The organism is Mediterraneibacter sp., assembly GCF_030825015.1.
In the GTDB taxonomy this organism is placed as follows: domain Bacteria; phylum Bacillota; class Clostridia; order Lachnospirales; family Lachnospiraceae; genus Mediterraneibacter.
In genome coordinates this window covers 31140-55172 of the sequence record NZ_JAPJQP010000009.1, presented here as the reverse complement: position 1 = coordinate 55172, position 24033 = coordinate 31140, and the positions used below count along the sequence as shown (strand labels likewise).

Sequence of the window (24033 nt, the reverse complement as noted above, 5' to 3'; positions counted from 1 at the left end):
CACAGTATGAGATATTTGACATTTGCCCTTACAAAAGGAAGACTTGCAGGAAAGACAATGAAGATGCTTGAGAGTCTCGGTATTACTTGTGAGGAAATGAAAGAGAAAGATTCAAGAAAACTAATATTTATAAATGAAGAACTGAAATTGAAGTTTTTTCTGGCAAAAGGACCGGATGTGCCTACATATGTGGAGTATGGAGCGGCTGACATCGGAGTGGCAGGTCGAGATACAATCATTGAAGAAGGACGTAAAGTTCATGAAGTACTTGATCTTGGCTTTGGTAAATGCAGAATGTGCGTTTGCGGACGTGAAGAGGCGAAAGATCTGCTCAATCGCCATGAACTGATCCGAGTTGCAACAAAATATCCGAACATTGCAAAAGACTATTTTTATAATAAGAAACACCAGACTGTTGAATTGATTAAAATGAACGGCTCTATCGAACTGGCGCCGATTGTTGGATTGTCAGAAGTGATCGTTGATATCGTGGAGACCGGAACGACTCTGAAAGAGAACGGTCTTGTTGTTTTGGAGGAAGTTTGCCCATTGTCTGCAAGAATGATCGTGAATCCGGTAAGTATGCGGATGGAGAATGAGCGGATCAAAAAGCTGATCACAAATTTAAGAGAACTTTTACGGGAGGAGCAAAACAGTCATGCGAATTGAAAAATTAGATCAAACTACGAAAAAAAATCTTTTGGAAGACTTGCTCAAAAGAAGTCCCAATAGCTACGGAGCATACGAAGAGCAGGTAAAAGTGATTTTAGATGATGTAAAAGAAAAGGGAGACGAGGCTCTTTTTGCTTATACAAAAAAATTTGACGGATTCTGTCTTGACAAAGATTCTGTTCTTGTGAAAGAAGAAGAAATAGAAGAAGCATATGCTCAAATTGACAAAGACCTTCTTGCCGTCATCAGAAAAGCGTTGAAAAACATTGAATCCTATCACGCAAAACAAATGCAGTACAGTTGGTTTGACAGCAAACCTGACGGAACGATCCTTGGACAGAAAGTGACGGCGCTTGACAAAGTAGGCGTGTATGTGCCCGGAGGAAAGGCAGCATATCCTTCCTCTGTTCTTATGAATATCGTTCCGGCAAAAACAGCAGGCGTAAGAGAGATCATCATGGTGACTCCGCCCGGAAAAGACGGAAAAGTAACGCCGACAACGCTTGTGGCTGCAAAAGAGGCCGGAGCGGACAAAATCTATAAAATCGGAGGCGCCCAGGCAATCGCTGCTCTTGCTTACGGAACCGAAAGTATTCCGAAAGTAGATAAGATTGTCGGTCCCGGAAACATATATGTCGCACTGGCGAAAAAGGCGGTGTACGGTCATGTAAGTATCGATTCGATTGCCGGACCAAGTGAGATTCTTGTACTTGCAGATGAAACGGCAGATCCCCGCTACGTTGCCGCTGATCTTTTGTCTCAGGCAGAACATGATGAAATGGCAAGCGCAATTTTAGTGACAGTAAGTATGGAACTGGCAGAAAAGGTTTCTGAACAGACAGAACTTTTTATCCAGCAATTATCAAGAGGAGAGATTATTCGAAAATCGCTTGATAACTACGGTCATATCCTTGTGGCAGATACGATGGATGAAGCAATCGATGCTGCAAATGAGATTGCTTCTGAACATCTTGAGATTATGACTGCGTCTCCTTTTGAAGTGATGACAAAGATCCGAAATGCAGGAGCTATATTTATCGGGGAGAATTCAAGTGAGCCTCTCGGCGATTATTTTGCCGGACCGAATCATGTTCTTCCGACAAACGGAACAGCAAAATTTTTCTCTCCGCTTTCAGTTGATGATTTTATTAAAAAATCAAGTATCATTTCTTACTCTAGAGAAGCGCTTGAGAAGATTCATCTGGATATTGAACGGTTTGCTGAAGCGGAACATCTGACAGCTCATGCAAATTCGATAAAAGTCCGTTTTGAAACAGGAAGAGGAGAGCAGTGTAATGAGTGAAAATAACAGACGTACTGCGGATTGTGCGCGGAAAACAAAAGAGACAGATATCACATTGTCTATTAATTTAGATGGGCAGGGCAAAAACAAAATAGATACAGGAATTGCTTTTTTTGATCATATGCTGGATGGATTTGCCAGACATGGACTGTTTGATCTTGAGGTAAAAGTAAACGGAGATCTTGAAGTCGATAGTCATCATACGATTGAAGATGTAGGGATTGTTCTTGGAACGGCAATCAGAAAAGCGCTTGGCGATAAAGCAGGGATCAAAAGATATGGCTATTTTGTCCTCCCTATGGACGAAGTACTTGCCCTTTGCGCAGTCGATCTTTCCGGTCGCCCTTATTTTAAATATGACGCTTTATTTACAACAGATAAACTCGGAACAATGGATACAGAGATGGTAAAAGAATTTTTTTATGCCGTCTCATACAGTGCACAGATGAATCTGCATTTAAAAATCTTAGACGGAGGAAATAATCATCATATGGCAGAAGCACTTTTCAAAGTGTTTGGAAAAGCACTTGATATGGCAGTTTCTCCAGAACCGAGAATGACAGAAGTATGGTCTACAAAAGGCGCGCTGTAATGGACGCCAGACTTGACATACTGGTTCGTACAAATAAAAGAAAATTAGGAGAATGAATCATGAGTTATAAAAGACTGACTCCCTGCATTTTTATTGCAGGAGGAAAGGCGGTAAAGTGGTTTGACGACCACACCGTATTGACAGAAGATGTAATCGGACTTGCAAAACAGTATAATACAAATGGGGCAGATGAGCTGCTTGTATTTGATCTTTCGGATTCAGATGAAGAACATGAAGAGTCCATTGACCTGATCAAAAAAATAAACCGTATTATCAGTATTCCGATGGTTGCCGGCGGAAACATCCGAAGAGCAGAAGATGTCAAAAAACTTCTTTATGCAGGCGTAAAACGCGCCATGCTTAACTTTTCAAAAAAAGTTTCAATCGATCTGATCAAAGAAGTTTCCCTGCGTTTCGGAAAAGAAAAAATAGCAGTATCCTTAAATGATTTTGATACGCTTTTTAAACAACAGCATTTGATTGAAAAATACAGTTCTGAAATTGTATTTATGCATCGCCTTGATTTGAATTCCGTTGTAAATATTACAGAAATTCCTTGTGTTGTCGTAACAGATACAATGGATGAAAGCGAAATATTAAGGATTTTAAAAAGCGATGGCGTCAAAGGTGTTTCAGGAATGTTTATCAGCAGTATGGAAATGGATTTTAATCAGTTTAAAGAGGTCTGTATGCAGTCAGGGATTAAAATGACATCCTTTGAAAGCATGATGGATTTTTCTGAGTTTAAATTAAATTCAGATGGACTGATACCTGTAATTGTACAGGATTATAAAACAAATGAAGTTCTGATGATGGCATATATGAATGAAGAGGCATTTGATCATACAGTGAAAACAGGACGTATGACTTATTACAGTCGAAGCAGACAGGAACAGTGGGTCAAAGGAGAAACCTCCGGACATTTTCAATATGTGAAATCTCTGTCTGTCGATTGCGATAAAGATACCCTGCTTGCAAAAGTCGATCAAGTCGGCGCGGCATGCCATACAGGCAACAGATCCTGTTTTTATACAACGATTGTAGGTGCTGATTACGATGCAAAAAATCCGCTTCAAGTATTTGAAACGGTATATAGTACAATCGAAGATCGGAAGCAAAATCCAAAAGAGGGATCCTATACGAATTATTTATTTGATAAAGGCATCGATAAAATTTTAAAGAAAGTAGGAGAAGAGGCTACAGAAATTGTGATTGCAGCCAAAAATCCAAATCCGGAAGAAATCAAATATGAGATTTCAGATTTCTTATACCATGCAATGGTTCTCATGGTGGAGCGCGGCGTTACATGGGAAGATATTATAAATGAACTGGCAGACAGATAAGAAGCAGTCCTGCTGCTGTAAAACGGTATAGAAAGGAACGGCAAAGCATAAGATGTTGTAAAACGATATCTTATGCTTTTTTCTTCTTAAAAATCCGATCATGAAAAAGGGATACAGAGAAAGGAAACAATATGACCGAGGAACAACTAAGACGTAAGGAGCTGCTTCGGCAGGCAAAACAACTTTCCGGCGACCGTGATTCTTTTCCGCCGATTCATCCCCGCTACGGAAATCTTTGTAAAGAGCAGTCTGAAAATGCTTCCAGCGAGGATACAAGCGGCAGTTTTTATATGCGGCTCGTAATCGGCATTCTTTGTTTTATCTTTTTCGTATATATGGATCAGAACCATACAGAAGTAGCAAACGTAAACAGTACAAAAATCATAAATGAGATTGAAAGAAATGTGGATATGGAAACGGTAAAGGAAGTATGGAAAGATTTATAAAAATTTAGATTATCACATTCATTTCAGTACAAATATAAAAATAGCTGTAAAAATGAAAAGATTTTAAAGGTTCTATTTTTTATATTTCCTTGAACTCCTTTCTCAAAAAGTATATAATATTGCGGTCTGGAGTACTGTTTCAGAAGGTATTCTGCGAAATCGAAAAAGAACAGAAAGTTGATTTTTGTATATGTTAAATAAAAACGAAAGGAAAATTATGAGAAAATTAGCTTTAACTGATGATATTTTATTAAATATCGAAAAGCCTGCCCGCTATATTGGGAATGAGGTGAACTCGGTGATGAAGGACAAGGATCAGATCGATATCCGCTTTGCGATGTGCTTCCCTGACGTTTATGAGATAGGAATGTCACATCTCGGTATTCAGATCTTATATGATATGTTTAACAGAAGAGACGATGTCTGGTGTGAACGTGTTTATTCTCCATGGACAGATCTTGACAAAATTATGCGCAAAGAAAAACTCCCTCTCTTTGCACTGGAGTCTCAGGATCCAATCAGGGAATTTGACTTTTTAGGAATTACAATTCAATTTGAGATGTGTTATACAAATATTTTGCAGATTTTAGAGTTGAGTCAAATTCCGATGCATTCATGCGACCGTACCGAAAACGATCCAATCGTGATCGGAGGAGGTCCCTGTGCATATAACCCTGAACCTCTTGCAGAATTTTTTGATTTGTTTTATATCGGAGAGGGAGAGACTTCTTATGATGAACTGCTTGACACATACAAAAAATGTCGGGCAGAAGGAAAAACAAGAATTGAATTTCTTGAACAAGCTGCAAAAATTGCAGGAATTTATGTTCCGGCTTTTTATGATGTTGAATATAATGATGACGGCACGTTGAAATCATTTACTCCGAACAATTTTCATGCTCCTGAAAGTGTAAAAAAGCAAGTTGTAATGGATGTGACCGATACAACATACCCTATGAATCCGGTCGTCCCTTTTATCAAAGCAACACAAGATCGAGTCGTCCTTGAAATTCAGCGCGGTTGTATTCGCGGATGTCGTTTTTGCCAGGCAGGAATGATCTACCGTCCTACAAGGGAACGTAATGTGAAGCGTCTGAAAGAATATGCCAAAACGATGTTGACAAACACAGGACACGAAGAAATTTCACTTAGTTCCTTAAGTTCCAGTGACTACTCTGAATTAAAAGAACTGGTCATGTTCCTGATTGATGAATTCAAAGAAAAAGCAATTAACATTTCATTGCCATCTCTTAGGATCGATGCGTTTTCTTTGGATGTAATGAGCAAAGTTCAAGATATCAGAAAGAGCAGTCTTACATTTGCTCCTGAAGCCGGATCACAGAGAATGAGGAACGTGATTAACAAAGGTCTTACAGAAGAAGATATTATGGAAGGCGCAGGACAGGCTTTTGAAGGCGGATGGACAAAAGTAAAGCTCTATTTTATGCTTGGTCTTCCAACCGAAACAGAAGAGGACATGAAAGAAATTGCCCACCTGTGTGAAAGAGTTGCCCGCAGATATTATGAAATTCCGAAAGATCAAAGAAATGGAAAATGTCAGATTACAGCAAGTTCTTCTTTTTTTGTGCCAAAACCTTTTACACCGTTTCAGTGGGCAGCAATGTGTACAGCCGAGGAATATACGAGAAGAGCACATCTTGTAAATGATGAGTTCAAAGAGCAGTTAAACCGGAAAAGTTTAAAATATAATTGGCATGATGCAGAAGTAACCGTATTAGAAGGAGTCATGGCAAGGGGAGACAGACGGATCGGGAAAGTGATTGAAGAGGCTTACCGACTGGGATGCCTGTTTGATTCTTGGACAGAAAGTTTCCGGGATGATCTGTGGGAACAGGCTTTTTTGAATACCGGAATCAAGAAAGAGTTTTACACGCTTCGCATGAGAGAGGAAGACGAACTTTTCCCTTGGGATTTTATTGACACAGGTGTCAGCCGCAAGTTCCTCAGAAAAGAATGGGAAAGAGCGATGAATGCGGAAGTAACGCCAAATTGTCGTGAACATTGTTCCGGATGCGGCGCTGCAAAATTCGGAGGAGGTGTCTGTTATGAAGGTAAGAATTAAATTCAAAAAATATGGGGCGCTTCGTTTTATCGGGCATCTTGATGTCATGCGATTTTTTCAGAAAGTAATGCGCCGTGCAGAGATCCCGATTGCTTTTACAGGCGGTTACAGTCCCCATATGATCATGTCCTTTGCAAGTCCGCTTGGAATCGGTCTGACAAGCGACGGAGAATATTTCGACATTGAACTGACAGAGACGATAGACAGCCAAACAGCGGTAAAACGTATGAATGAAGCTTGCGTAGAAGGAATTGAAGTTGTTAGTTTCAGACAAATCTCAGAAGAAAAAAAGCAAACCGGAATGACTATTCTTGCAGGCGCTGATTATCTTGTTTCTGTCAGGAAAGGAGAACTTCCTTCCGATTGGGAGAAACAGTTCGGAGAATTTATGTCTCAGCCGAAGATTCAGGTTATGAAACAGACAAAGCGCAGCGAGCGAATGGTTGATATCCGTTCTCTTATCGATGCTTGGGAAATACGCGAAGATAAGATCTACCTGCTTCTTGCAGCAGGCAGTTCGGAAAATCTAAAGCCGGATCTTGTAATGGAAACATTTTCTGATTATGCAAAAATTTCAGAAGATGTGCGTTTCGCCTATCATCGTCTTGAAATGTATGCAAACAAAGGCGAAAATGGAGAAAGAAACTTAGTTTCACTTGAAAGTTTGGGCAGAGAAATCCGCTCAGACTCAGTATCAGAACTGTAATCACAGAGGGAAGGGTTCATCTTGAAACGAAAAATACTGATAGAGAAAAATAAAAACAAAATACGAACGTATCTTATTGAAGAAGATGACATTGTTGAAATACACAGCAGTGTAGAAGAAGAACTGGCTTCTGCCCAAAAATTGGGTGATATTTATATCGGAAAGGTGCAAAATATTGTTCCTAATATAGGCGCAGCCTTTATAGAAGTAGCAAAAGGCGTAAATTGCTATTTTGATCTGAAAGATGCAGAAAATGCATATTTTACACATAAATCAGGGAAAAAGTCACTTTGTATCGGGGATGAACTTGTTGTGCAGATCAGTCGGGAAGCTGTGAAAACAAAAGCCCCTACAGTAACTTCCAAACTGAGTTTTACCGGAAGATATGTCGTATTAACTCACGGAAATACCCGCATTGGCGTGTCCTCGAAAATTTCCCGCACACTTCGGGATGAATTCAAGGAGCGTTTGGCAAATATGAAAAATGACAACTTTGGGATCATCATACGGACAAATGCAAAAAATGCTCCTTTTGAAGAAGTGGTTGAAGAAATTGAACATTTAAAAGAAGAATATGAACGTCTTTTAAAAAACGCATTGTCCCGCGTCTGCTTTTCATGCCTGAAATCAGCTCCTCCTGCGTATATCTCTGATTTAAAGAACGTATATATGGAAGGTATGGAAGAAATCATTGTAGAAGGGGAAAAATTGTATACCGAAATACAAGAATACTTTTATGCGGAATTCCCGGAAAAAGCAGGGCTTCTCAGGCTTTATGATAATCCGGATTTCCCTCTTTGCAAATTGTATTCTACGGAAACAGCTTTGGAAAAAGCGCTGAGAGAATTCGTATGGCTGAAAAACGGCGGCTATCTCATCATTCAGCCAACAGAAGCTCTTACAGTAATCGATGTCAATTCCGGGAAAATGGCAGTAAAGTCACAAAGCGGAGCAGGTGCGCTGAAAGTCAATTTGGAAGCGGCAAAAGAAGCGGCAAAACAGATCCGTCTGCGAAATCTCTCTGGAATTATCCTCGTTGATTTTGTCAATCTCGAATCAGAAGAAGATACGCAGCTTTTGTTAAAAGAGTTTCGAAATTTCTTGTCGAAAGATCCCATTCCAACAACTTTGGTTGATATGACGATGTTGGGTCTTGTAGAAATTACAAGAAAAAAGGTAAGAAAACCACTTTATGAACAGGAAAAATATTTACAATCAGAGATCAAGGCGTTATAATACTTTACCGAGAGCGTTCTGAAATTACGCTTATAACGATACTTTTTGTCGTCAGCAGGAAGTACAATGAATAGATGAAGTCAGGCAGCGGACACAGACGCTGCATCAGTTCTACATTTGGAGGAAAGAAAGAGTGAAAAAAGTAGTTAAGTTCGGAGGAAGTTCTCTGGCAAATGCGGATCAGTTTAAAAAAGTAGGCGCAATCATTACAGCAGATGAAACAAGACGGTATGTTGTTCCGTCTGCACCGGGAAAACGTTTTCCAAAAGATACAAAAGTAACAGATATGCTTTATGCTTGTTATGAAAGCGCATCGAATGGTGAAGATTTCACAGAACAGCTTGACAATATCCACGCAAGATATCAGGAGATTATTGATGGGTTGAATCTTGATTTTTCATTGGATGTTGATTTTGCTGAGATCAAGAAAAATTTCTGTAATAAAGCAGGTGCTGATTATGCTGCATCCAGAGGTGAATGTTTAAACGGTAAAATTATGGCTGCTTATCTTGGTTTCGAATTTGTAGATGCTGCCGAAGTCGTACGTTTTAACGAAGATGGCTCTTTTAATGACGAAGTTACGAACACACTGTTAGCCGCCCGTCTTCAGGACTGCAAGGCAGCTGTAATTCCCGGTTTTTACGGAGCAAAAGAAGACGGAACAGTTGTGACGTTCTCAAGAGGCGGATCTGATATTACGGGTTCTCTTGTTGCGTTGGCTGTTCATGCAGATTTGTATGAGAACTGGACAGATGTTTCCGGATTTTTGATCGCAGATCCCCGTATTGTGAAAAATCCGAAGGCGATTGAAACAATCACATATAAAGAACTTCGCGAACTTTCTTATATGGGAGCGAGCGTTCTTCATGAAGATGCGATTTTCCCTGTAAGAAAAGCCGGAATTCCGATTAATATCCGAAATACAAACGCACCGCGGGATAAAGGAACTTTGATCGTTGAAGGAACTTGCCGCCAGCCGAAATATACGATTACAGGAATTGCCGGAACTGACGGATTTGTAGCAATTACAGTTGAAAAGGCAATGATGAACTCAGAAGTCGGATTTTGCCGAAAGGTACTGCAGGTTTTTGAAGATAATGGCGTTTCTATCGAACATATGCCTTCGGGAATTGATACAATGTCAATTTTTGTAAATAAAGATGTGTTTGAAGAAAAAGAGCAGAAGATTTTATCTGATATCCATAAAGCGGTAGATCCTGATCATATCGAACTTGAGTCGAATCTTGCGCTCATCGCAGTGGTCGGAAGGGGAATGAAATCAACGCGTGGAACAGCAGGACGTATTTTCTCAGCGCTTGCGCATGCTCATATCAATGTTAAGATGATCGATCAGGGATCAAGTGAGCTGAATATTATTATCGGTGTCAGACATGATGACTTTAAAAATGCGATTCGCGCACTGTACGAAATTTTTGTTCTCACACAAATATAAAGCGAAGTTCATCTTAAAAAAGAATTTTTTGTAAAATGCATAAGATCTATACACATAAACGCATCATATTGATGCGTTTATGTGCGGAAAGGGAAAATGTACAATGAATATCTTATTCTTTTTAATACCCAAAAGTGAAGTGGCATATGTTCATGATTACGGTACATTAAGACAAGTTCTTGAAACAATGGAATATCATAAATACGCTTCCATCCCGATGTTGAATAAAGCCGGCGAATATGTCGGAACAATTACAGAAGGAGATCTTCTTTGGGGAATCAAAAAATATACGAATCTGAATTTAAAAGAAGCAGAAAATATTTTTATTCAGGATTTTCCGCGAAAAGTAGATTATGTGGCAGTATCTATCAACTCAGATATGGAAGATCTTTTACAAAAAGCCATGAATCAGAATTTTGTTCCGGTTGTAGATGACCAAAGGAAATTTATCGGAATTGTTACAAGAAAGAGTATTATGGAATACTGTTACGAAAAATTGAAAAATTTCCCGGAAGGCTATTGACTTATACGGAATGAGTATGTTATATTCTAATAGTATGCCGCACAATGAGGTTTAAGTTCTGGAAACAGACACCGTAATTGGCGAGTAATGATAATAGGAGGTGCTATATGTACGCGATTATAGCAACAGGTGGTAAACAGTACAAAGTAGCTGAAGGCGATATCATTAAAGTGGAAAAACTTGGTGTTGAGGCCGGAGAAACTTATACATTTGACCAGGTGCTCGCAGTGAACAGCGATAAGCTCGTCGTAGGAAATCCGACAGTAGAAGGTGCTACGGTTACAGCATCTGTGATCGGCGACGGAAAAGCAAAAAAAGTTGTCGTTTACAAGTATAAGAGAAAAACAGGATACCACAAGAAAAACGGACATAGACAGCAGTACACAGCTGTTAAGATCGACAAGATCAACGCATAATAAGTTTTGTTATGATTGAGGTAACCATTTATAAGACGAAGCGGCATGAATATACAGGTTTTGATATATCAGGACATGCCGGATACGACGATCCCGGAAAAGATATCGTATGCGCGGCAGTTTCGGTATTTGTCATTAATACGCTGAATTCAATCGAGCGTTTTACGGATGATGAAACAAGCTGTATTTCAGATGAAAGCAGCGGAAGTATTGAATTTCGATTTAAAAGCCATCCGTCGCATGATGCCGCACTATTGTTGGAATCTATGATTCTTGGTCTGGAAAGCATAGAAGACAACGAAGAATATGAATCATGCATTGACATTATTTTCAAGGAGGTGTAAGTACCATGATGAAAATGAATCTTCAGTTTTTTGCTCATAAAAAAGGAGTAGGTTCTACAAAGAACGGACGTGATTCCGAGTCTAAGAGACTGGGCGCCAAAAGAGCAGACGGACAGTTTGTAAAAGCAGGAAACATTCTTTACAGACAGCGTGGAACAAAGATCCATCCGGGTCTGAACGTAGGACGCGGTGGAGATGATACTCTGTTCGCTCTCGTAGACGGCGTAGTAAGATATGAAAGAAAAGGAAGAGATAAGAAACAGGTTTCTATCTATCCGGTAGCTGAATAATCAGACTTGACGAGAAAGTCTTGCCGGAACTTTTCACTCGTATAACAGGCAGTATGAGCCCCAGACTTTTTGTCTGGGGCTTTTGTTCCATACATGCGATAGTAACAATTATCATTTGATTCTTCCTGCAAAACTAGCAGGAACAATAGATAAAGGAGAAATTATGTTTGCAGACAGAGCGAAAATATATATCCGTTCCGGCAAGGGCGGAGATGGACATTGCAGCTTCAGAAGGGAACTCTATGTGCCGAACGGCGGTCCTGACGGAGGCGACGGCGGACGCGGAGGAGATCTCATCTTTGCTGTTGATGAAGGACTGAATACACTGGCAGATTACCGTCATAAGCGCAAATATGCAGCAGGGGACGGAGAACCCGGAGGAAAACGCCGCTGCCACGGAAAAGACGGAAAAGATCTTGTCCTTTATGTTCCGGAAGGAACTGTAATCAAAGAAGCTGAATCAGGAAAAGTGATTGCCGATATGTCTGGAGACAACCGCAGACAGATCGTATTAAAAGGCGGAAAAGGAGGACTGGGAAACCAGCATTTCGCGACTTCGACTATGCAGGTTCCGAAATATGCGCAGCCCGGACAGCCTGCCAGAGAATTAGAAGTAAAACTTGAGCTGAAAGTGATCGCTGATGTCGGTCTGATCGGATTTCCTAATGTAGGAAAATCTACCTTACTTTCCCGTGTAACAAATGCTGAACCTAAAATTGCCAATTACCACTTTACGACATTAAGCCCAAACCTTGGTGTTGTAGATCTTGAAGGTGCAAAAGGTTTTGTCATGGCTGATATTCCGGGCTTGATCGAAGGCGCATCCGAGGGAGTTGGATTAGGACATGAATTTTTGCGTCACATTGAACGCACAAAACTTATGATCCATGTCGTAGATGCTGCAGGAACAGAAGGAAGAGATCCGATCGATGATATCTATAAGATCAACGCAGAATTGGAAGCTTATAACCCGGAAATAGCAAAACGTCCGCAAGTAATCGCGGCAAATAAAACAGATCTCATTTTTGAACCTGAAAAAGATCCGGTAGAACTTCTGAAAAAAGAATTTGAGCCAAAAGGTATCAAAGTATTTCCGATTTCCGGCGCTACAGGAAAAGGGGTCTCAGAGCTGCTTTATTATGTAAGTACTCAGCTTGATACAATGGATCATAAAACAGTTGTTTTTGAACAGGAATTTTTCCCGGAAGACGAGCTTATATACGAAGAGCTTCCGTATACAGTGGATATGGAAGACGGTATGTATGTGGTAGAAGGTCCGAAGATTGAAAAAATGCTCGGTTATACAAACCTCGATTCGGAAAAGGGATTTGCTTTCTTCCAGAAATTCCTGAAAGAGACAGGAATTCTTGATGAATTAGAAGCAAAAGGAATACAGGAAGGCGATACAGTAAAAATGTACGGACTTCAGTTCGATTATTATAAATAATTATCTGTAAAATAAAAGGAGACAAATATGACAACAAAGCAAAGAGCCTATCTGAAAAGTCTTGCAATGAAAATTGAACCGATCTTTCAGATCGGAAAATCAAGCATGACTCCGGGATTGACAGAAGCAATTTCAGAAGCGCTGGAAGCGCGTGAACTGATTAAGATCAGTGTTCTTAATAACTGCGGAGATGATCCGAGAGAATTAGCAGAGATCATTGCCGAGAGAACGCATTCTCAGATCGTGCAGGTGATCGGCAAAAAGATTGTCTTATACCGTGAAGGAAAAGACAATAAAAAACGGATCGTTCTGCCGTTATGAAAATAGGAATTATGGGCGGAACGTTTGACCCGATTCATATCGGTCATCTGCTTCTTGCAGAATTTGCCTATGAAGATTTCGGGTTGGATGAAATCTGGTTTCTTCCAAACGGAAATCCGCCCCACAAGAAAACAGATGAAACAGAGAAAGCGCTTGCACATCGGATAAAAATGGTTGAACTTGCCATCTGTGATGTGCCTCATTTTCGAATGGATCTTTCGGAAGCCGAAACAGACAAGCATTCTTATACTTACAGTACGATGCGGGAATTTAACCTTAAGTATCCCGATTGTGAATTTTATTTTATTCTCGGCGCCGATTCTCTTTTTGCGATTGAAGAATGGCGATATTTCAGAGAAATTTTTCCTACATGTACCATTTTAGCAGCAATGCGAGATGATAAAGACGTCCGTACGATGCAGGAACAGATCTCGTATTTAAAAGAACAATACGGTGCAAAAATTGAACTTCTCAGAGCTCCGCTTTTAGAAATTTCTTCAACAACGATACGAAAACGCGCAGCAATGGGACAAAGTATCCGTTACATTGTTCCTGACGCTGTTTCCGATTATATAAAAAAACATGATCTTTATCGAACGGACGAATTTGTATAGAATACTTGATAATACAATCAGAAAGAGTGAGAAAAATGAAGGAAGCACTGCTTGATATAAAAAAAGAATTATCAAAGAAATTAAAAAAGGAACGGTTTGAACATACGATCGGTGTTATGTACACTTCTGCCTCATTGGCAATGCGGTACGATGCAGATATCGAGAAAGCAATGACTGCCGGACTTCTTCATGACTGCGGAAAATATTGCTCCGTGAAAGATCAGATAAAACTGTGTGAAAAATATGAGCTTGCACTGACGGATTCAGAACGCGCCATGCCTGCGTTGATCCATGCAAAACTTGGCGCTTATTTAGCAGAACAGGAGTACGGAATCCGGGATGAAGAAGTGCTCAGTGCGATCACTTACCATACAACCGGAAGGCCCGCAATGACTATGCTGGAAAAGATCCTTTATATTGCGGATTATATTGAGCCGAACCGAAGAGAAATCCCAGGTCTTTCCAAAATCAGACATACTGTTTTTCAAAACATTGATCAGGCAATCTGTCTCGCCTCTGAACGGACAATCCGCTATTTGGAAGATCACGGAAATGAAATCGATCCTATGACAATAAAAACTTATACGTTTTATGGAGGGAAATTATGATGCAATCAAAAGAAATGGCACGTATCGCCTATCATGCACTGAGTGAGAAAAAAGGAGAAGATATTAAAATTATAGATATTGCAGAAATATCTACTCTTGGAGATTATTTTGTGATCGCAAACGGAAACAGCTCCAGTCAGGTGACAGCTCTTGTCGATAATGTAGAAGAAGAGATGCATAAAGCAGGTTTTTCTCTCAGACAGAGAGAAGGTCGCGCATCCGGAAGCTGGATATTACTTGATTTCGGCGATGTGATCATTCATGTGTTTGACAAGGAGAGCAGAGATTTTTATAACATTGAACGTGCTTGGAAAGATGGAAAAGAAATCGTAGTAAAAGATCTCGATTAATTCATTATATCTCTGAAAATCTTTAAAAAATATCCTGAAATACACGGATTTTATTGACAAGTAAACTTGGTATGCTATAATCAAATTAACAAGTAAACTTGGCAACATATGAGAGAGGTGTTTTTATGGATAAAGAATCTGTTTTACAAAAAAGCCGGGAAGAAAACAAAGACGGCGATGAATATGTGATCCAAAAGAGAACTCAAGCAGAACGCAGTTCCCTTCTCATTGTCTCATCCGGATTTTTAGTTCTGTGTACTTGTGAAGTATTCGGAATTATTACCGGAAAATTGTGGATCGGATCCAGGGAAATTGATTTTGGCGGCACGCTCTTTTTCATCATGTTTTTAAGTCAGTTCGCTTTGAATTTAAAGTATTATTTGATCGATAAAAAGAAATGGCGAATTGTCGAGGGGATTTTACTGATCTTTTGCATCGGACTTGCGATTTTCAGAATTTTGAATCCCGGACGTTATCTTATGGAATTTCTTTAAGGTGAATTATGGAAAATGAATTAGTTTTAAAAAATAATTTAAAAGCAGCGCGTGCAGAGAAGCAGATTTCGCAAAGAGAGCTCGCAGAAATGGTAGGAGTGTCCCGTAATACGATCAGTTCAATCGAAACAGGACAGTTTAATCCAACTGCAAAGTTAGCACTGATTATATGTATTGCATTGGATAAGAAATTTGAAGAATTATTTTATTTTTGATGTCTTTCAGAAAGAGTCGATTTCCTTTTGGAAAGCGACTCTTTTTATGATATACTTTATTGATACGATTTGTGATCACATAGCGATAATGGAGGTAAAGGATGCTTAGAATCAGTCAGCTAAAACTCCCTGTGGAGCATACAGAAGCACAATTCAAAAAGAAACTTCTGAAGACAGCTCATATAAAAGAACAGGATCTGAAACAATTTTTTATAAAAAAACGATCCATTGACGGAAGAAAAAAGCCGGAACTATACTATGTATATACAGTTGATTTCATAGTAAAAAATGAAGAACATGTAAAAAAGCTTTCCAAGGGAACTCTACAGACCGTTCAGGAGGCGCCATATCACATTCCTGCACATGGTCCCCAAAAGCTTCGGAAGCGTCCTGTTGTTGTCGGCAGCGGACCTGCAGGACTTTTCTGCGCGTATCTGCTTGCTTTAGAAGGATACCGCCCGTTGATCATAGAACGGGGCGCACCGGTAAGAGAGCGTAAAAAAGATGTGGAGCAATTTTGGAAAGACGGAAGATTAAATCCTGATTCAAACGTACAGTTTGGAGAAGGAGGCGCGGGCACTTTTTCAGACGGGAAATTAAACACTCTTGTGAAAGATAAATTCGGTCGAAACCGTTTTGTATTAGAGACGTTTGTAAAATTCGGTGCTTTAAAAGAGATCTTATGGGAAAACAAACCTCATATAGGAACGGATATTTTAATCGGAGTTGTAGAAAATATGAGAAATGAAATCATCCGTTTAGGAGGAGAGTTCCACTTTCATTCTCAAGTGACAGACATTCTTCCAGAAGAAAATTGTCTGGTTGTAAACGGGAAAGAAAAAATAGAAACTGACGCAGCGATCTTCGCGATCGGACATAGCGCAAGAGATACTTTTCAAATGCTGTTCAGCCGAAACGTTTCCATGGAGTCGAAGTCATTTGCCGTAGGAGTCCGTGCAGAACATAAACAAGCTATGATAGACGAAGCGATGTACGGCAGAAGGAAAAGGAAGTCACTTCCTGCCGCTGCATACAAATTAACTGCACAGCTTGAAAACGGAAGAGGTGTATATACATTCTGCATGTGCCCGGGAGGATTTGTTGTCAATGCCTCCTCAGAACCGGCACATCTTGCAGTCAATGGAATGAGTTATCACGACAGAGCCGGTGAAAATGCAAACAGCGCTGTGATCGTCACGGTGACAAATAAAGATTACGGTTCTGATCATCCTCTTGCAGGAATCGAATTTCAAAGACAACTTGAAAAAAGAGCCTGGGAAGAAGGGAAAGGCAAAGTTCCTATCCAGAAATTTTCAGATTTTTGCAAAGGGACACTTAGCGAAGAATTAGGAGAAATTCAGCCGAATATAAAAGGAAACGCCACATTCGGAAACGTAAGAAATATTTTTCCTGAAGAACTGGCTGAATCCATTGAACAGGGAATACATGTAATGGGGCAAAAAATCAATGGATTTGATAATGGAGACGTCCTTTTATCAGGAGTAGAGAGCAGAACTTCCTCTCCGGTAAAAATATTGCGTAAGGAAGATTTTACATCTTCTGTTCCATGGCTTTATCCATGCGGAGAAGGAGCTGGCTACGCCGGCGGCATTACTTCCGCAGCAATGGATGGAATGAAAACGGCAGAAGCGATCATTCGAACGTTCTCACCCGTCTGATTGATATATCTTCACAGAATTTTAAGGAACAATCTCTATACACGTTTTTTAAATTGTGCTAAAATATATCGTTGTATTGTATCATCGCATTGATTATGAGAGAAAGAAAATGGAAAAAATCAATACGATCAAAGAAATGTACAAAGAAGAGCGTCCTTATGAAAAATGTGAGAAATTCGGTGCGGAAAATTTAACAGATGCAGAACTTCTGGCCATTTTAATACGCACCGGGACGAAAGGGGAAAATTCCCTGGAACTTTCGCGCAGACTGCTTTATGAAAACGGCTGTCGAAACGGATTGGCCGGAATACACAAATGGACACTTGACGAATTGATTCAGATCAAAGGGATCGGCAAAGTAAAAGCAATCCAGCTGATCTGCCTGTCTGAATTGTCGAAAAGACTTGCTCGCACAGACGCTGTTGGAAAACTTGATTTTTCTTCTCCGCATACGATTGCGGATTATTACATGGAAGATATGCGTCATAGAACAAGGGAAGTATTAAAATTGATTTTTTTGAATACACGATGCAAGCTGATCGGGGAATGTATTGTATCAGAAGGCACGATCGACAGCGCGCTCGTTTCTCCGAGGGAGCTGTTCATTGAATCTTTTCGAAGAAATGCTTATGGGATTATCCTCCTTCACAATCATCCGGGCGGTGATCCAACGCCAAGCAGAGAAGATGTAGCTGTAACAAGAAGAATTTATGAAGCTGGGGAGCTTCTTGGCATCCGTCTTTTCGACCATATTATTATCGGCGATCACCGTTTTGTCAGCATGAAGGAAAAGGGATTCTTCGGAAAATAATACAAGATTATGTAAAACAGGCTAAAATTTATGGTTTTAGACAAAGGAGAGTATTTTATTAAAGTAAGGGTTGGTTAGTATGTTTGGTAATGTATACGGTCTTGATCTCGGCACATATGAGATCAAAGTGTTTGATAAAAAGCAGGGGAAGATCCGGCGTGAAAAAGATGTAATTGCGATCAAAAATAAAAGGCATATTTTCGCAATAGGGGATAAAGCATATGATATGTATGAAAAATCGCCTGAAGATATCGAGGTTGTTTTTCCGATGAAAAGCGGTGTGATCGCACGCTTTGACAATATGCAGACATTGCTTGGGGCACTGTTAAAATCAGACAGACGCTCTATTTGGGGTGCTGAATACGTTGTAGCAGTTCCTACAGATGTTACAGAAGTTGAAAAGAAAGCGTTTTGTGATTTGGCGCTGCACTCAGAAGCAAAAGCAAAATCCGTCCGCATCGTTGAACGAGGACTTGCCGATGCAGTTGGATTAGGGATCGATATTTTTAAAGAAAAAGGAATTTTTATTGCAAACTTTGGAGGCGGTATTACGGAACTGTCTGTTCTTTCTTCCGGCGGACTCGTTTTAAATCGTCTTTTAAAAATCGGAGGAGATGATTTTGATGCTGCGATCACCGGTCTTGTGCGCCACAACAAAGAATTTTTGATTGGAAAAACAACGGCAGAAATGCTTCGTAAAAAATTCGGAGTTTTTGAGCAAAGTACAAACAGTACAATTACTGTATCGGGAAGAGATCTCGTGACCGGAGTTCCGTCGCAGACAGACGTTTCCATCGGCATCGTCAGAGCCGCCATCAAAGAACCGCTTGACGAATGTGTCCGCTCCATTAAGCTGATGCTGGATCGCACACCTCCCGATGTGCGCAGAGCAATCAATGAAAGAGGAATCTATCTTACAGGAGGATTGACGAATTTAAAAGGACTCTCTACCTACATACGGGAGCGGGTTGGTCTTCCTGTTACAACTGTTGACGAACCTGAATTATGTGCAGTGAAAGGACTTCAGAAGATCATTTTGGACAAGGAGTATTATAAAAAGCTCACTTATTCGATGTTAGACGAAGATTATAGGTGGTTAAGGTAATGAAAAAGAAAAATCAAATGTCACATACAAATCGATATATCCTGCTTGGACTTTCCATATTCTGCATACTGATGATGGTACTTTCTTCTTTTTCGGATAAAGTGGGAGGTCCGTTCAAGGCAATAGCCAATGTAACAGTGATTCCGCTCCAGCAGGGTGTGAATCATATCGGCGGCTGGATGGGAGATATGAAAGATAACTTTTCCACGATGAAACAACTACGATCAGAGAACAAGAAGCTCAAAGAACAGGTGGATGCCCTGACGACGGAAAATAATTATCTGCAAGAGGAACGTTATGAATTTGAACGTCTGCAGGAATTATATAAATTAGATCAAAACTATGCTGAATATGAAAAAACAGCCGCCCATGTCATTGGAAAAGATGCTGGGAACTGGTTCGGAACGTTTACGATCGATAAAGGAAGCAAAGATGGAATTCAAGTAAATATGAACGTTCTTGCCGGGAGCGGACTTGTGGGGATTGTAACAGATGTAGGTCCTACATGGGCAAAAGTGCGCTCAATCATTGATGATGCTTCAAATATAAGCGCAATGGCGATCTCCACATCTGACACATGTATCGTAAGCGGAGACATGGCGCTTATGAGCACAGGACAAATCGCATTCTCCCAGATGGAAAACAATGACAACGTCGTAGCAGTCGGAGATCAGATCGTAACCTCCTATATCAGCGACAAATATTTGCAGGGGATTCTGATCGGTTCTGTCAGCGAAGTGAATGTTGATTCAAACAACCTGACCCGTTCCGGATATATTACTCCGGCGGTTGATTTTAAAAACATTCAGGAAGTACTTGTAATCACAACAACGAAAGCTGAACTTACCGGTGAAAATAAAACAGAATAATTGAACTGCAGACAGCAAAATTCTAAGAAAGGAATGAAGCTTCAAATTATGAAAAGAATGAAAATCCGACGCATCCTTGTGACAGCGCTTGTCATTCTCGCAGCATTTATCCTGCAATGTACAGTTTTTCCGGCTCTTGATATCGCCGGGATCAAGCCAAATCTGTTGCTGATTGTTACGGCGTCATTCGGATTTATGCGGGGGTCAAAATCCGGAATGCTCGTAGGTCTTTTTTCGGGACTTTTAATCGATATACAATTTGGAAATATGATAGGTTTTTATGCGTTGATTTATGTCATAACCGGTTTTTTAAACGGTCTGTTTGAGCAGATGTTTTATGACGAAGACATTAAACTGCCGCTGTTTCTCATAGCGGTCAGTGATTTTTTCTATGGGATTGTAATTTATTTCTTTACGTTTCTGCTTAACAGCGATTTTCGCTTTACTTATTATTTAAACAGGATCATCGTACCGGAAATGATTTATACGATCGTTATTACCCTTGGAGCTTACCCGCTTCTTCTGTTTATCAGCCATAAACTTGAAGCCGCAGAAAAAAGGAGTGCAAGTAAATTTGTTTAGAAGAATTTTAGACCGAATAAAAGAAGCTGTTGAGTATCTGATGAGTTCCAGACTGATTATGCTCATCATCGTTTTTTGTCTCACATCCTCCGTATTGATCGGACGACTTTTTTACCTTCAGATCGTACGTGGAGAAGACTATTTGGAAAACTATGAGCTTCAAATAAGAAAAACACGAACGGTACCCGGAACACGAGGAAATATTTTTGACCGCAACGGAGAACTGATTGCTTATAACGAACTTGCCTATTCCGTTACGATCGAGGATATTATTCCAACGGACACAAAAGCAGAAGATAAGAATAAAATTTTAAATGATACTCTTGACAAAGTTCTTTCCATTGTTGAAGCAAACGGAGACAGCGTAATCGACAGTTTCGGGATCATTCTCGATTCTTCAGGAAATTATCAGTTTGCAGAAACAAATGAGACGTCGCGTCTGCGTTTTGTGGCCGATGTATATGGAGAAAGCTTTATTGATGATCTTACAGATAAACAAAAAAACAAAACCCCTGCTGAATTGATTCAATATTTGTGTAAACGATACGGGTTGAAAGCGTCAGAGCATGACCCGGCATATATTTTGAAAATGATCAACATGCGCTATGCAATGGGGCTGAACAGTTACCAGCAATGGCTGACAACCGTGCTTGCCTCTGATGTAAGCGACGCTACTGCAGCCGCTATCATGGAAAATCAGGATTCTCTTCAGGGAGTTGATATTTCCGAAGATTCTTTGAGGCGTTATCCTGACGGTCAATATTTTGCATCGATCATCGGATACACAGGTCAGATCTCACAAGAAGAATATGATGATCTGAGCGCAGATGAGAAGAAAAGATATTCTCTTTCCGATATTGTCGGGAAATCTGGAATCGAGCAGACTTTCGACAGTATTTTGCAAGGAGAAAAAGGAGAAACGACGTTTTATGTAGATAATCTCGGTAAGGTGACAGATACCGTCAGTACAACGGATCCGAAAGCCGGAAATGACGTCTATCTTACAATCGATAAAAACCTGCAGATTTCTGCCTACAAGCTGCTTGAAGAAAAGCTTGCCGGAATCGTATTAAGTAAGCTGACGAACGTATTAGATTATGACCCCTCTGCGGAAGCTGATACAAAATACATTAAAATTCCTGTAGGGGATGCATATAATTCATTTATTGCAAATGAGGTCATCGATACAAAACACTTCCAAAATCCGGAAGCAAAACCTGCAGAACAGGCTGTCTCTGCTGTCTTTGCACAAAAGAAAACAGAAATCCTTTCTGAATTAATGGCACAGCTGCGGGATGAAAACGCACCGGCATACAAAGATCTTTCAAAAGAAATGAAAGCTTATATGGATTATATCTGTGACACTCTTTTAAAACAGACAACAGGGATCTTGATGACAGATAAGATCGATGCAGAAGATGAGACACAGATCGCATGGGCGACACAGGAAACAATCAGTTTAAATCATTATCTGAATTATGCGATTTCAAAGAACTGGATAGACACTTCAAAGCTTGGCGACAGCGCTTATTCCAGTTCAGAAGAGATTTATGCCAGTGTTTTGACGTATCTTGAAGAATATTTAAAAGAAGACAGCAGTTTCGACAAACTTCTCTATAAATATCTTATAAAATCAGGAAGTGTCACTGGAGCTCAGATCTGTGCAATTATTTATGAACAAGGAGTGCTTCCGATGGATGAAGCCGCATATAATGGTCTTCTTGCCGGAACAGTCGACGCATATGGATGGCTCTATGACAAAGTAAAGACATTGCAGATTACACCCGGGCAGCTTGCATTAGAACCGTGTTCCGGCGGTATCGTAGTGACAGATCCTAACAGCGGAGACGTCCTCGCCTGTGTATCTTATCCTGGATACGATAATAATCGTCTTGCAAATACGATGGATTCAGCTTATTATAATCAGCTCAACACAGGGCGGGCCAACATTTTCTATAATCGCGCCACACAGGAAAAGACAGCTCCGGGATCAACATTTAAAATGGTCTCGGCTACAGCAGGTTTGGAAGAAGGTTATCTTGACGCATATACAACAGCTTATTGCAGCGGTTCCTTTAATACAGTAACTCCAAGTCCGAAATGCTGGATCTATCCGGGCGGACATGGCGCTCTAAACGTTGTCCAGTCATTGCAGCATTCCTGCAACGTCTTTTACTATCAGTTAGGATATAACATGGGCATCGATGAAAACGGTAATTACGACAGCGATCTTGGAACCGATAAATTAGCAAAATACGCGGCAATGTACGGATTAGATCGGAAATCAGGCGTAGAGATACCGGAAGCCGCACCACAAATCTCTGATGAGTATTCTATCCAGTCCGCAATCGGACAAGGTACGAACAACTATACTGTAAGCCAGCTGAACCGTTATGTGACTGCTATTGCAAACAGCGGAACTGTCTATGACTTGACGCTTATTGACAAGACAACCGATGCAGCAGGCAACCTGATCAAAGATTATTCTGCAGAAGTAGACAGCACAATGGATGAGATTGAACCCGGAACATGGGATCTGATCCATCAGGGGATGCAGCAGATGGTTGCAAGTTCTACTACTTTTTCAGGGCTGGACTTCTCCATGGCAGGAAAAACCGGTACGGCCCAGCATAATGAATTACATGCCGATCATGTATTATTTGTAGGATATGCACCGGCAGAACAGCCTCAGTTATCAGTCGCCGTTCGCATTACCTACGGATATAATTCGGGATATGCATCAGAGATCGGACGAGATTTGGCGAAAATCTACTTTAATCCAGAAGCTGTCAATGAAGTAATCACCGGAAATGCAGCAAATCTCGGAGAAGGAATTGCAGGAGATTAAAAGACGGGGGAATGACAATGAATAAACTTGTGACCATTAGAAGCAACCGCTACGGACTGGACATAGAATTCAGTCCGCAGGCAGAATTTAAAGAGCTTCTTGAAATTCTAGGGCATAAATTCAAACAGTCTGGACGTTTCTTTAAAGACGCTCAAATGGCTCTTAGTTTCAGTGGTCGCGAACTGACTCGTGAAGAGGAAGATCGTGTTCTTGCGGTCATAAGAGAAAATACACAGATTGAAATCCTGTGTATCATCGAACCAAATGATAAAAATGAAATGATGTACAGAAGCGTTGTAGAACAAAGTCTTTCAGATATTTACAAAAAAGAAGGTATTTTCTACAAAGGAACTTTGAGAAAAAGGCAGGTATTAGAAGCAGAAGAAAGCATCGTAATCCTTGGGGATGTAGAACTTGGGGCAAAAGTGATCGCAAAAGGCAGCGTCATTATTATCGGTACTTTATATGGCTCTGTCAGCGCAGGAGTATCCGGAGATACATCTGCATATATCGTAGCTCTTTCTATGCAGCCAAAATATCTTAGCATCGGAAACATCGTAGCAAAACGTCAGATCATTTATCAGGAAAGCCTGAATATCAAAGGTCCTAAGATCGCTGTGATCGACGGAAACCGTATCTATCTTGATCCTTTGACGGATTAAGACGGAACTTATGTAGGAGGA

Annotated in this window: 27 protein-coding genes; all 27 read left to right on the top strand. The window is 40.3% G+C overall.

Features of this window, described 5'->3' with window-relative positions:
- Positions 1-6: 6 nt before the first annotated feature.
- The 27 genes from hisG to RCH61_RS05885 all read left to right on the top strand — a co-directional run bounded on the left by hisG (position 7) and on the right by RCH61_RS05885 (position 24012).
- A complete protein-coding gene (hisG, locus tag RCH61_RS06015; protein WP_306480150.1) occupies positions 7-669 on the top strand; it encodes an ATP phosphoribosyltransferase in 663 nt (220 codons plus the stop codon).
- The gene (hisD, locus tag RCH61_RS06010; protein WP_306480149.1) at positions 659-1975 is read left to right on the top strand and encodes a histidinol dehydrogenase; all 1317 of its coding nucleotides are present in this window, start codon (positions 659-661) and stop codon (positions 1973-1975) included. The genes hisG and hisD overlap by 11 nt, the downstream gene beginning before the upstream one ends.
- Positions 1968-2567, top strand: coding sequence for an imidazoleglycerol-phosphate dehydratase HisB (gene hisB, locus RCH61_RS06005; RefSeq protein WP_306480148.1), 600 nt, complete (start codon positions 1968-1970; stop codon positions 2565-2567). Before hisD ends, hisB begins: the two co-directional genes overlap by 8 nt.
- Positions 2568-2626: 59 nt before the next feature.
- A complete protein-coding gene (hisIE, locus tag RCH61_RS06000; protein WP_306480147.1) occupies positions 2627-3910 on the top strand; it encodes a bifunctional phosphoribosyl-AMP cyclohydrolase/phosphoribosyl-ATP diphosphatase HisIE in 1284 nt (427 codons plus the stop codon).
- Positions 3911-4041: 131 nt separating this feature from the next.
- A complete protein-coding gene (locus RCH61_RS05995; protein ID WP_306480146.1) occupies positions 4042-4356 on the top strand; it encodes a hypothetical protein in 315 nt (104 codons plus the stop codon).
- Positions 4357-4573: 217 nt separating this feature from the next.
- Positions 4574-6439 (top strand): TIGR03960 family B12-binding radical SAM protein, encoded by a 1866-nt coding sequence (locus RCH61_RS05990; RefSeq protein ID WP_306480145.1) that lies wholly within the window; start codon positions 4574-4576, stop codon positions 6437-6439.
- Positions 6423-7145 (top strand): TIGR03936 family radical SAM-associated protein, encoded by a 723-nt coding sequence (locus RCH61_RS05985; RefSeq protein ID WP_306480144.1) that lies wholly within the window; start codon positions 6423-6425, stop codon positions 7143-7145. Before RCH61_RS05990 ends, RCH61_RS05985 begins: the two co-directional genes overlap by 17 nt.
- 21 nt (positions 7146-7166) lie before the next feature.
- On the top strand, positions 7167-8381 hold the full coding sequence (locus RCH61_RS05980) for a ribonuclease E/G (RefSeq protein WP_306480143.1): 1215 nt from the start codon (positions 7167-7169) through the stop codon (positions 8379-8381).
- A gap of 133 nt (positions 8382-8514) precedes the next feature.
- Positions 8515-9834 (top strand): aspartate kinase, encoded by a 1320-nt coding sequence (locus RCH61_RS05975; RefSeq protein ID WP_306480142.1) that lies wholly within the window; start codon positions 8515-8517, stop codon positions 9832-9834.
- 103 nt (positions 9835-9937) lie between these two features.
- Positions 9938-10357, top strand: a complete 420-nt coding sequence (locus RCH61_RS05970) for a CBS domain-containing protein (protein WP_306480141.1) — start codon at positions 9938-9940, stop codon at positions 10355-10357.
- A 107-nt stretch (positions 10358-10464) separates the two neighbouring features.
- Positions 10465-10773, top strand: coding sequence for a 50S ribosomal protein L21 (rplU, locus tag RCH61_RS05965; protein WP_004845105.1), 309 nt, complete (start codon positions 10465-10467; stop codon positions 10771-10773).
- Between the two features lie 11 nt (positions 10774-10784).
- A complete protein-coding gene (locus tag RCH61_RS05960) occupies positions 10785-11117 on the top strand; it encodes a ribosomal-processing cysteine protease Prp (protein WP_306480140.1) in 333 nt (110 codons plus the stop codon).
- Between the two features lie 5 nt (positions 11118-11122).
- The gene (rpmA, locus tag RCH61_RS05955; RefSeq protein ID WP_004845107.1) at positions 11123-11407 is read left to right on the top strand and encodes a 50S ribosomal protein L27; all 285 of its coding nucleotides are present in this window, start codon (positions 11123-11125) and stop codon (positions 11405-11407) included.
- A 163-nt stretch (positions 11408-11570) separates the two neighbouring features.
- A complete protein-coding gene (obgE, locus tag RCH61_RS05950; protein ID WP_306480139.1) occupies positions 11571-12854 on the top strand; it encodes a GTPase ObgE in 1284 nt (427 codons plus the stop codon).
- A 27-nt stretch (positions 12855-12881) separates the two neighbouring features.
- Positions 12882-13175, top strand: a complete 294-nt coding sequence (yhbY, locus tag RCH61_RS05945; RefSeq protein ID WP_306480138.1) for a ribosome assembly RNA-binding protein YhbY — start codon at positions 12882-12884, stop codon at positions 13173-13175.
- Positions 13172-13789, top strand: a complete 618-nt coding sequence (gene nadD, locus RCH61_RS05940; RefSeq protein WP_306480137.1) for a nicotinate-nucleotide adenylyltransferase — start codon at positions 13172-13174, stop codon at positions 13787-13789. The genes yhbY and nadD overlap by 4 nt, the downstream gene beginning before the upstream one ends.
- 35 nt (positions 13790-13824) lie before the next feature.
- Entirely contained in the window at positions 13825-14397 is a 573-nt protein-coding gene (gene yqeK / locus RCH61_RS05935) for a bis(5'-nucleosyl)-tetraphosphatase (symmetrical) YqeK (RefSeq protein WP_306480136.1), read from the top strand.
- Entirely contained in the window at positions 14394-14747 is a 354-nt protein-coding gene (gene rsfS / locus RCH61_RS05930) for a ribosome silencing factor (RefSeq protein ID WP_306480135.1), read from the top strand. Before yqeK ends, rsfS begins: the two co-directional genes overlap by 4 nt.
- Positions 14748-14872: 125 nt before the next feature.
- Positions 14873-15241 carry a DUF6442 family protein gene (locus tag RCH61_RS05925; protein WP_306480134.1) on the top strand — a complete coding sequence of 123 codons (369 nt, stop codon included), beginning with the start codon at positions 14873-14875 and terminating at the stop codon, positions 15239-15241.
- A gap of 8 nt (positions 15242-15249) precedes the next feature.
- Positions 15250-15456: a helix-turn-helix transcriptional regulator gene (locus RCH61_RS05920; RefSeq protein WP_306480133.1), complete on the top strand. Its 207-nt coding sequence runs from the start codon at positions 15250-15252 to the stop codon at positions 15454-15456.
- Positions 15457-15557: 101 nt separating this feature from the next.
- Entirely contained in the window at positions 15558-17135 is a 1578-nt protein-coding gene (locus RCH61_RS05915; RefSeq protein ID WP_306480132.1) for an NAD(P)/FAD-dependent oxidoreductase, read from the top strand.
- A 109-nt stretch (positions 17136-17244) separates the two neighbouring features.
- Positions 17245-17946, top strand: a complete 702-nt coding sequence (gene radC, locus RCH61_RS05910) for a RadC family protein (protein WP_306480131.1) — start codon at positions 17245-17247, stop codon at positions 17944-17946.
- A 79-nt stretch (positions 17947-18025) separates the two neighbouring features.
- Positions 18026-19051 (top strand): rod shape-determining protein, encoded by a 1026-nt coding sequence (locus RCH61_RS05905; RefSeq protein WP_306480130.1) that lies wholly within the window; start codon positions 18026-18028, stop codon positions 19049-19051.
- A complete protein-coding gene (gene mreC / locus RCH61_RS05900) occupies positions 19051-19920 on the top strand; it encodes a rod shape-determining protein MreC (protein WP_306480129.1) in 870 nt (289 codons plus the stop codon). Before RCH61_RS05905 ends, mreC begins: the two co-directional genes overlap by 1 nt.
- 48 nt (positions 19921-19968) lie before the next feature.
- On the top strand, positions 19969-20502 hold the full coding sequence (gene mreD, locus RCH61_RS05895; RefSeq protein WP_306480128.1) for a rod shape-determining protein MreD: 534 nt from the start codon (positions 19969-19971) through the stop codon (positions 20500-20502).
- Positions 20503-20542: 40 nt separating this feature from the next.
- Positions 20543-23350: a penicillin-binding transpeptidase domain-containing protein gene (locus tag RCH61_RS05890; RefSeq protein WP_306480164.1), complete on the top strand. Its 2808-nt coding sequence runs from the start codon at positions 20543-20545 to the stop codon at positions 23348-23350.
- A gap of 17 nt (positions 23351-23367) precedes the next feature.
- Positions 23368-24012, top strand: a complete 645-nt coding sequence (locus tag RCH61_RS05885) for a septum site-determining protein MinC (protein ID WP_178006750.1) — start codon at positions 23368-23370, stop codon at positions 24010-24012.
- Positions 24013-24033 lie beyond the last annotated feature (21 nt).

What these genes read in the sequence shown, in the direction of transcription:
- hisG (WP_306480150.1), top strand. Translation starts at nt 7, where the DNA reads ATGAGATATTTGACATTTGCCCTTACAAAAGGAAGACTTGCAGGAAAG.
- hisD (WP_306480149.1), top strand. Translation starts at nt 659, where the DNA reads ATGCGAATTGAAAAATTAGATCAAACTACGAAAAAAAATCTTTTGGAA.
- hisB (WP_306480148.1), top strand. Translation starts at nt 1,968, where the DNA reads ATGAGTGAAAATAACAGACGTACTGCGGATTGTGCGCGGAAAACAAAA.
- hisIE (WP_306480147.1), top strand. Translation starts at nt 2,627, where the DNA reads ATGAGTTATAAAAGACTGACTCCCTGCATTTTTATTGCAGGAGGAAAG.
- RCH61_RS05995 (WP_306480146.1), top strand. Translation starts at nt 4,042, where the DNA reads ATGACCGAGGAACAACTAAGACGTAAGGAGCTGCTTCGGCAGGCAAAA.
- RCH61_RS05990 (WP_306480145.1), top strand. Translation starts at nt 4,574, where the DNA reads ATGAGAAAATTAGCTTTAACTGATGATATTTTATTAAATATCGAAAAG.
- RCH61_RS05985 (WP_306480144.1), top strand. Translation starts at nt 6,423, where the DNA reads ATGAAGGTAAGAATTAAATTCAAAAAATATGGGGCGCTTCGTTTTATC.
- RCH61_RS05970 (WP_306480141.1), top strand. Translation starts at nt 9,938, where the DNA reads ATGAATATCTTATTCTTTTTAATACCCAAAAGTGAAGTGGCATATGTT.
- rplU (WP_004845105.1), top strand. Translation starts at nt 10,465, where the DNA reads ATGTACGCGATTATAGCAACAGGTGGTAAACAGTACAAAGTAGCTGAA.
- RCH61_RS05960 (WP_306480140.1), top strand. Translation starts at nt 10,785, where the DNA reads ATGATTGAGGTAACCATTTATAAGACGAAGCGGCATGAATATACAGGT.
- rpmA (WP_004845107.1), top strand. Translation starts at nt 11,123, where the DNA reads ATGATGAAAATGAATCTTCAGTTTTTTGCTCATAAAAAAGGAGTAGGT.
- obgE (WP_306480139.1), top strand. Translation starts at nt 11,571, where the DNA reads ATGTTTGCAGACAGAGCGAAAATATATATCCGTTCCGGCAAGGGCGGA.
- yhbY (WP_306480138.1), top strand. Translation starts at nt 12,882, where the DNA reads ATGACAACAAAGCAAAGAGCCTATCTGAAAAGTCTTGCAATGAAAATT.
- nadD (WP_306480137.1), top strand. Translation starts at nt 13,172, where the DNA reads ATGAAAATAGGAATTATGGGCGGAACGTTTGACCCGATTCATATCGGT.
- yqeK (WP_306480136.1), top strand. Translation starts at nt 13,825, where the DNA reads ATGAAGGAAGCACTGCTTGATATAAAAAAAGAATTATCAAAGAAATTA.
- rsfS (WP_306480135.1), top strand. Translation starts at nt 14,394, where the DNA reads ATGATGCAATCAAAAGAAATGGCACGTATCGCCTATCATGCACTGAGT.
- RCH61_RS05925 (WP_306480134.1), top strand. Translation starts at nt 14,873, where the DNA reads ATGGATAAAGAATCTGTTTTACAAAAAAGCCGGGAAGAAAACAAAGAC.
- RCH61_RS05920 (WP_306480133.1), top strand. Translation starts at nt 15,250, where the DNA reads ATGGAAAATGAATTAGTTTTAAAAAATAATTTAAAAGCAGCGCGTGCA.
- RCH61_RS05915 (WP_306480132.1), top strand. Translation starts at nt 15,558, where the DNA reads ATGCTTAGAATCAGTCAGCTAAAACTCCCTGTGGAGCATACAGAAGCA.
- radC (WP_306480131.1), top strand. Translation starts at nt 17,245, where the DNA reads ATGGAAAAAATCAATACGATCAAAGAAATGTACAAAGAAGAGCGTCCT.
- RCH61_RS05905 (WP_306480130.1), top strand. Translation starts at nt 18,026, where the DNA reads ATGTTTGGTAATGTATACGGTCTTGATCTCGGCACATATGAGATCAAA.
- mreC (WP_306480129.1), top strand. Translation starts at nt 19,051, where the DNA reads ATGAAAAAGAAAAATCAAATGTCACATACAAATCGATATATCCTGCTT.
- mreD (WP_306480128.1), top strand. Translation starts at nt 19,969, where the DNA reads ATGAAAAGAATGAAAATCCGACGCATCCTTGTGACAGCGCTTGTCATT.
- RCH61_RS05890 (WP_306480164.1), top strand. Translation starts at nt 20,543, where the DNA reads ATGAGTTCCAGACTGATTATGCTCATCATCGTTTTTTGTCTCACATCC.
- RCH61_RS05885 (WP_178006750.1), top strand. Translation starts at nt 23,368, where the DNA reads ATGAATAAACTTGTGACCATTAGAAGCAACCGCTACGGACTGGACATA.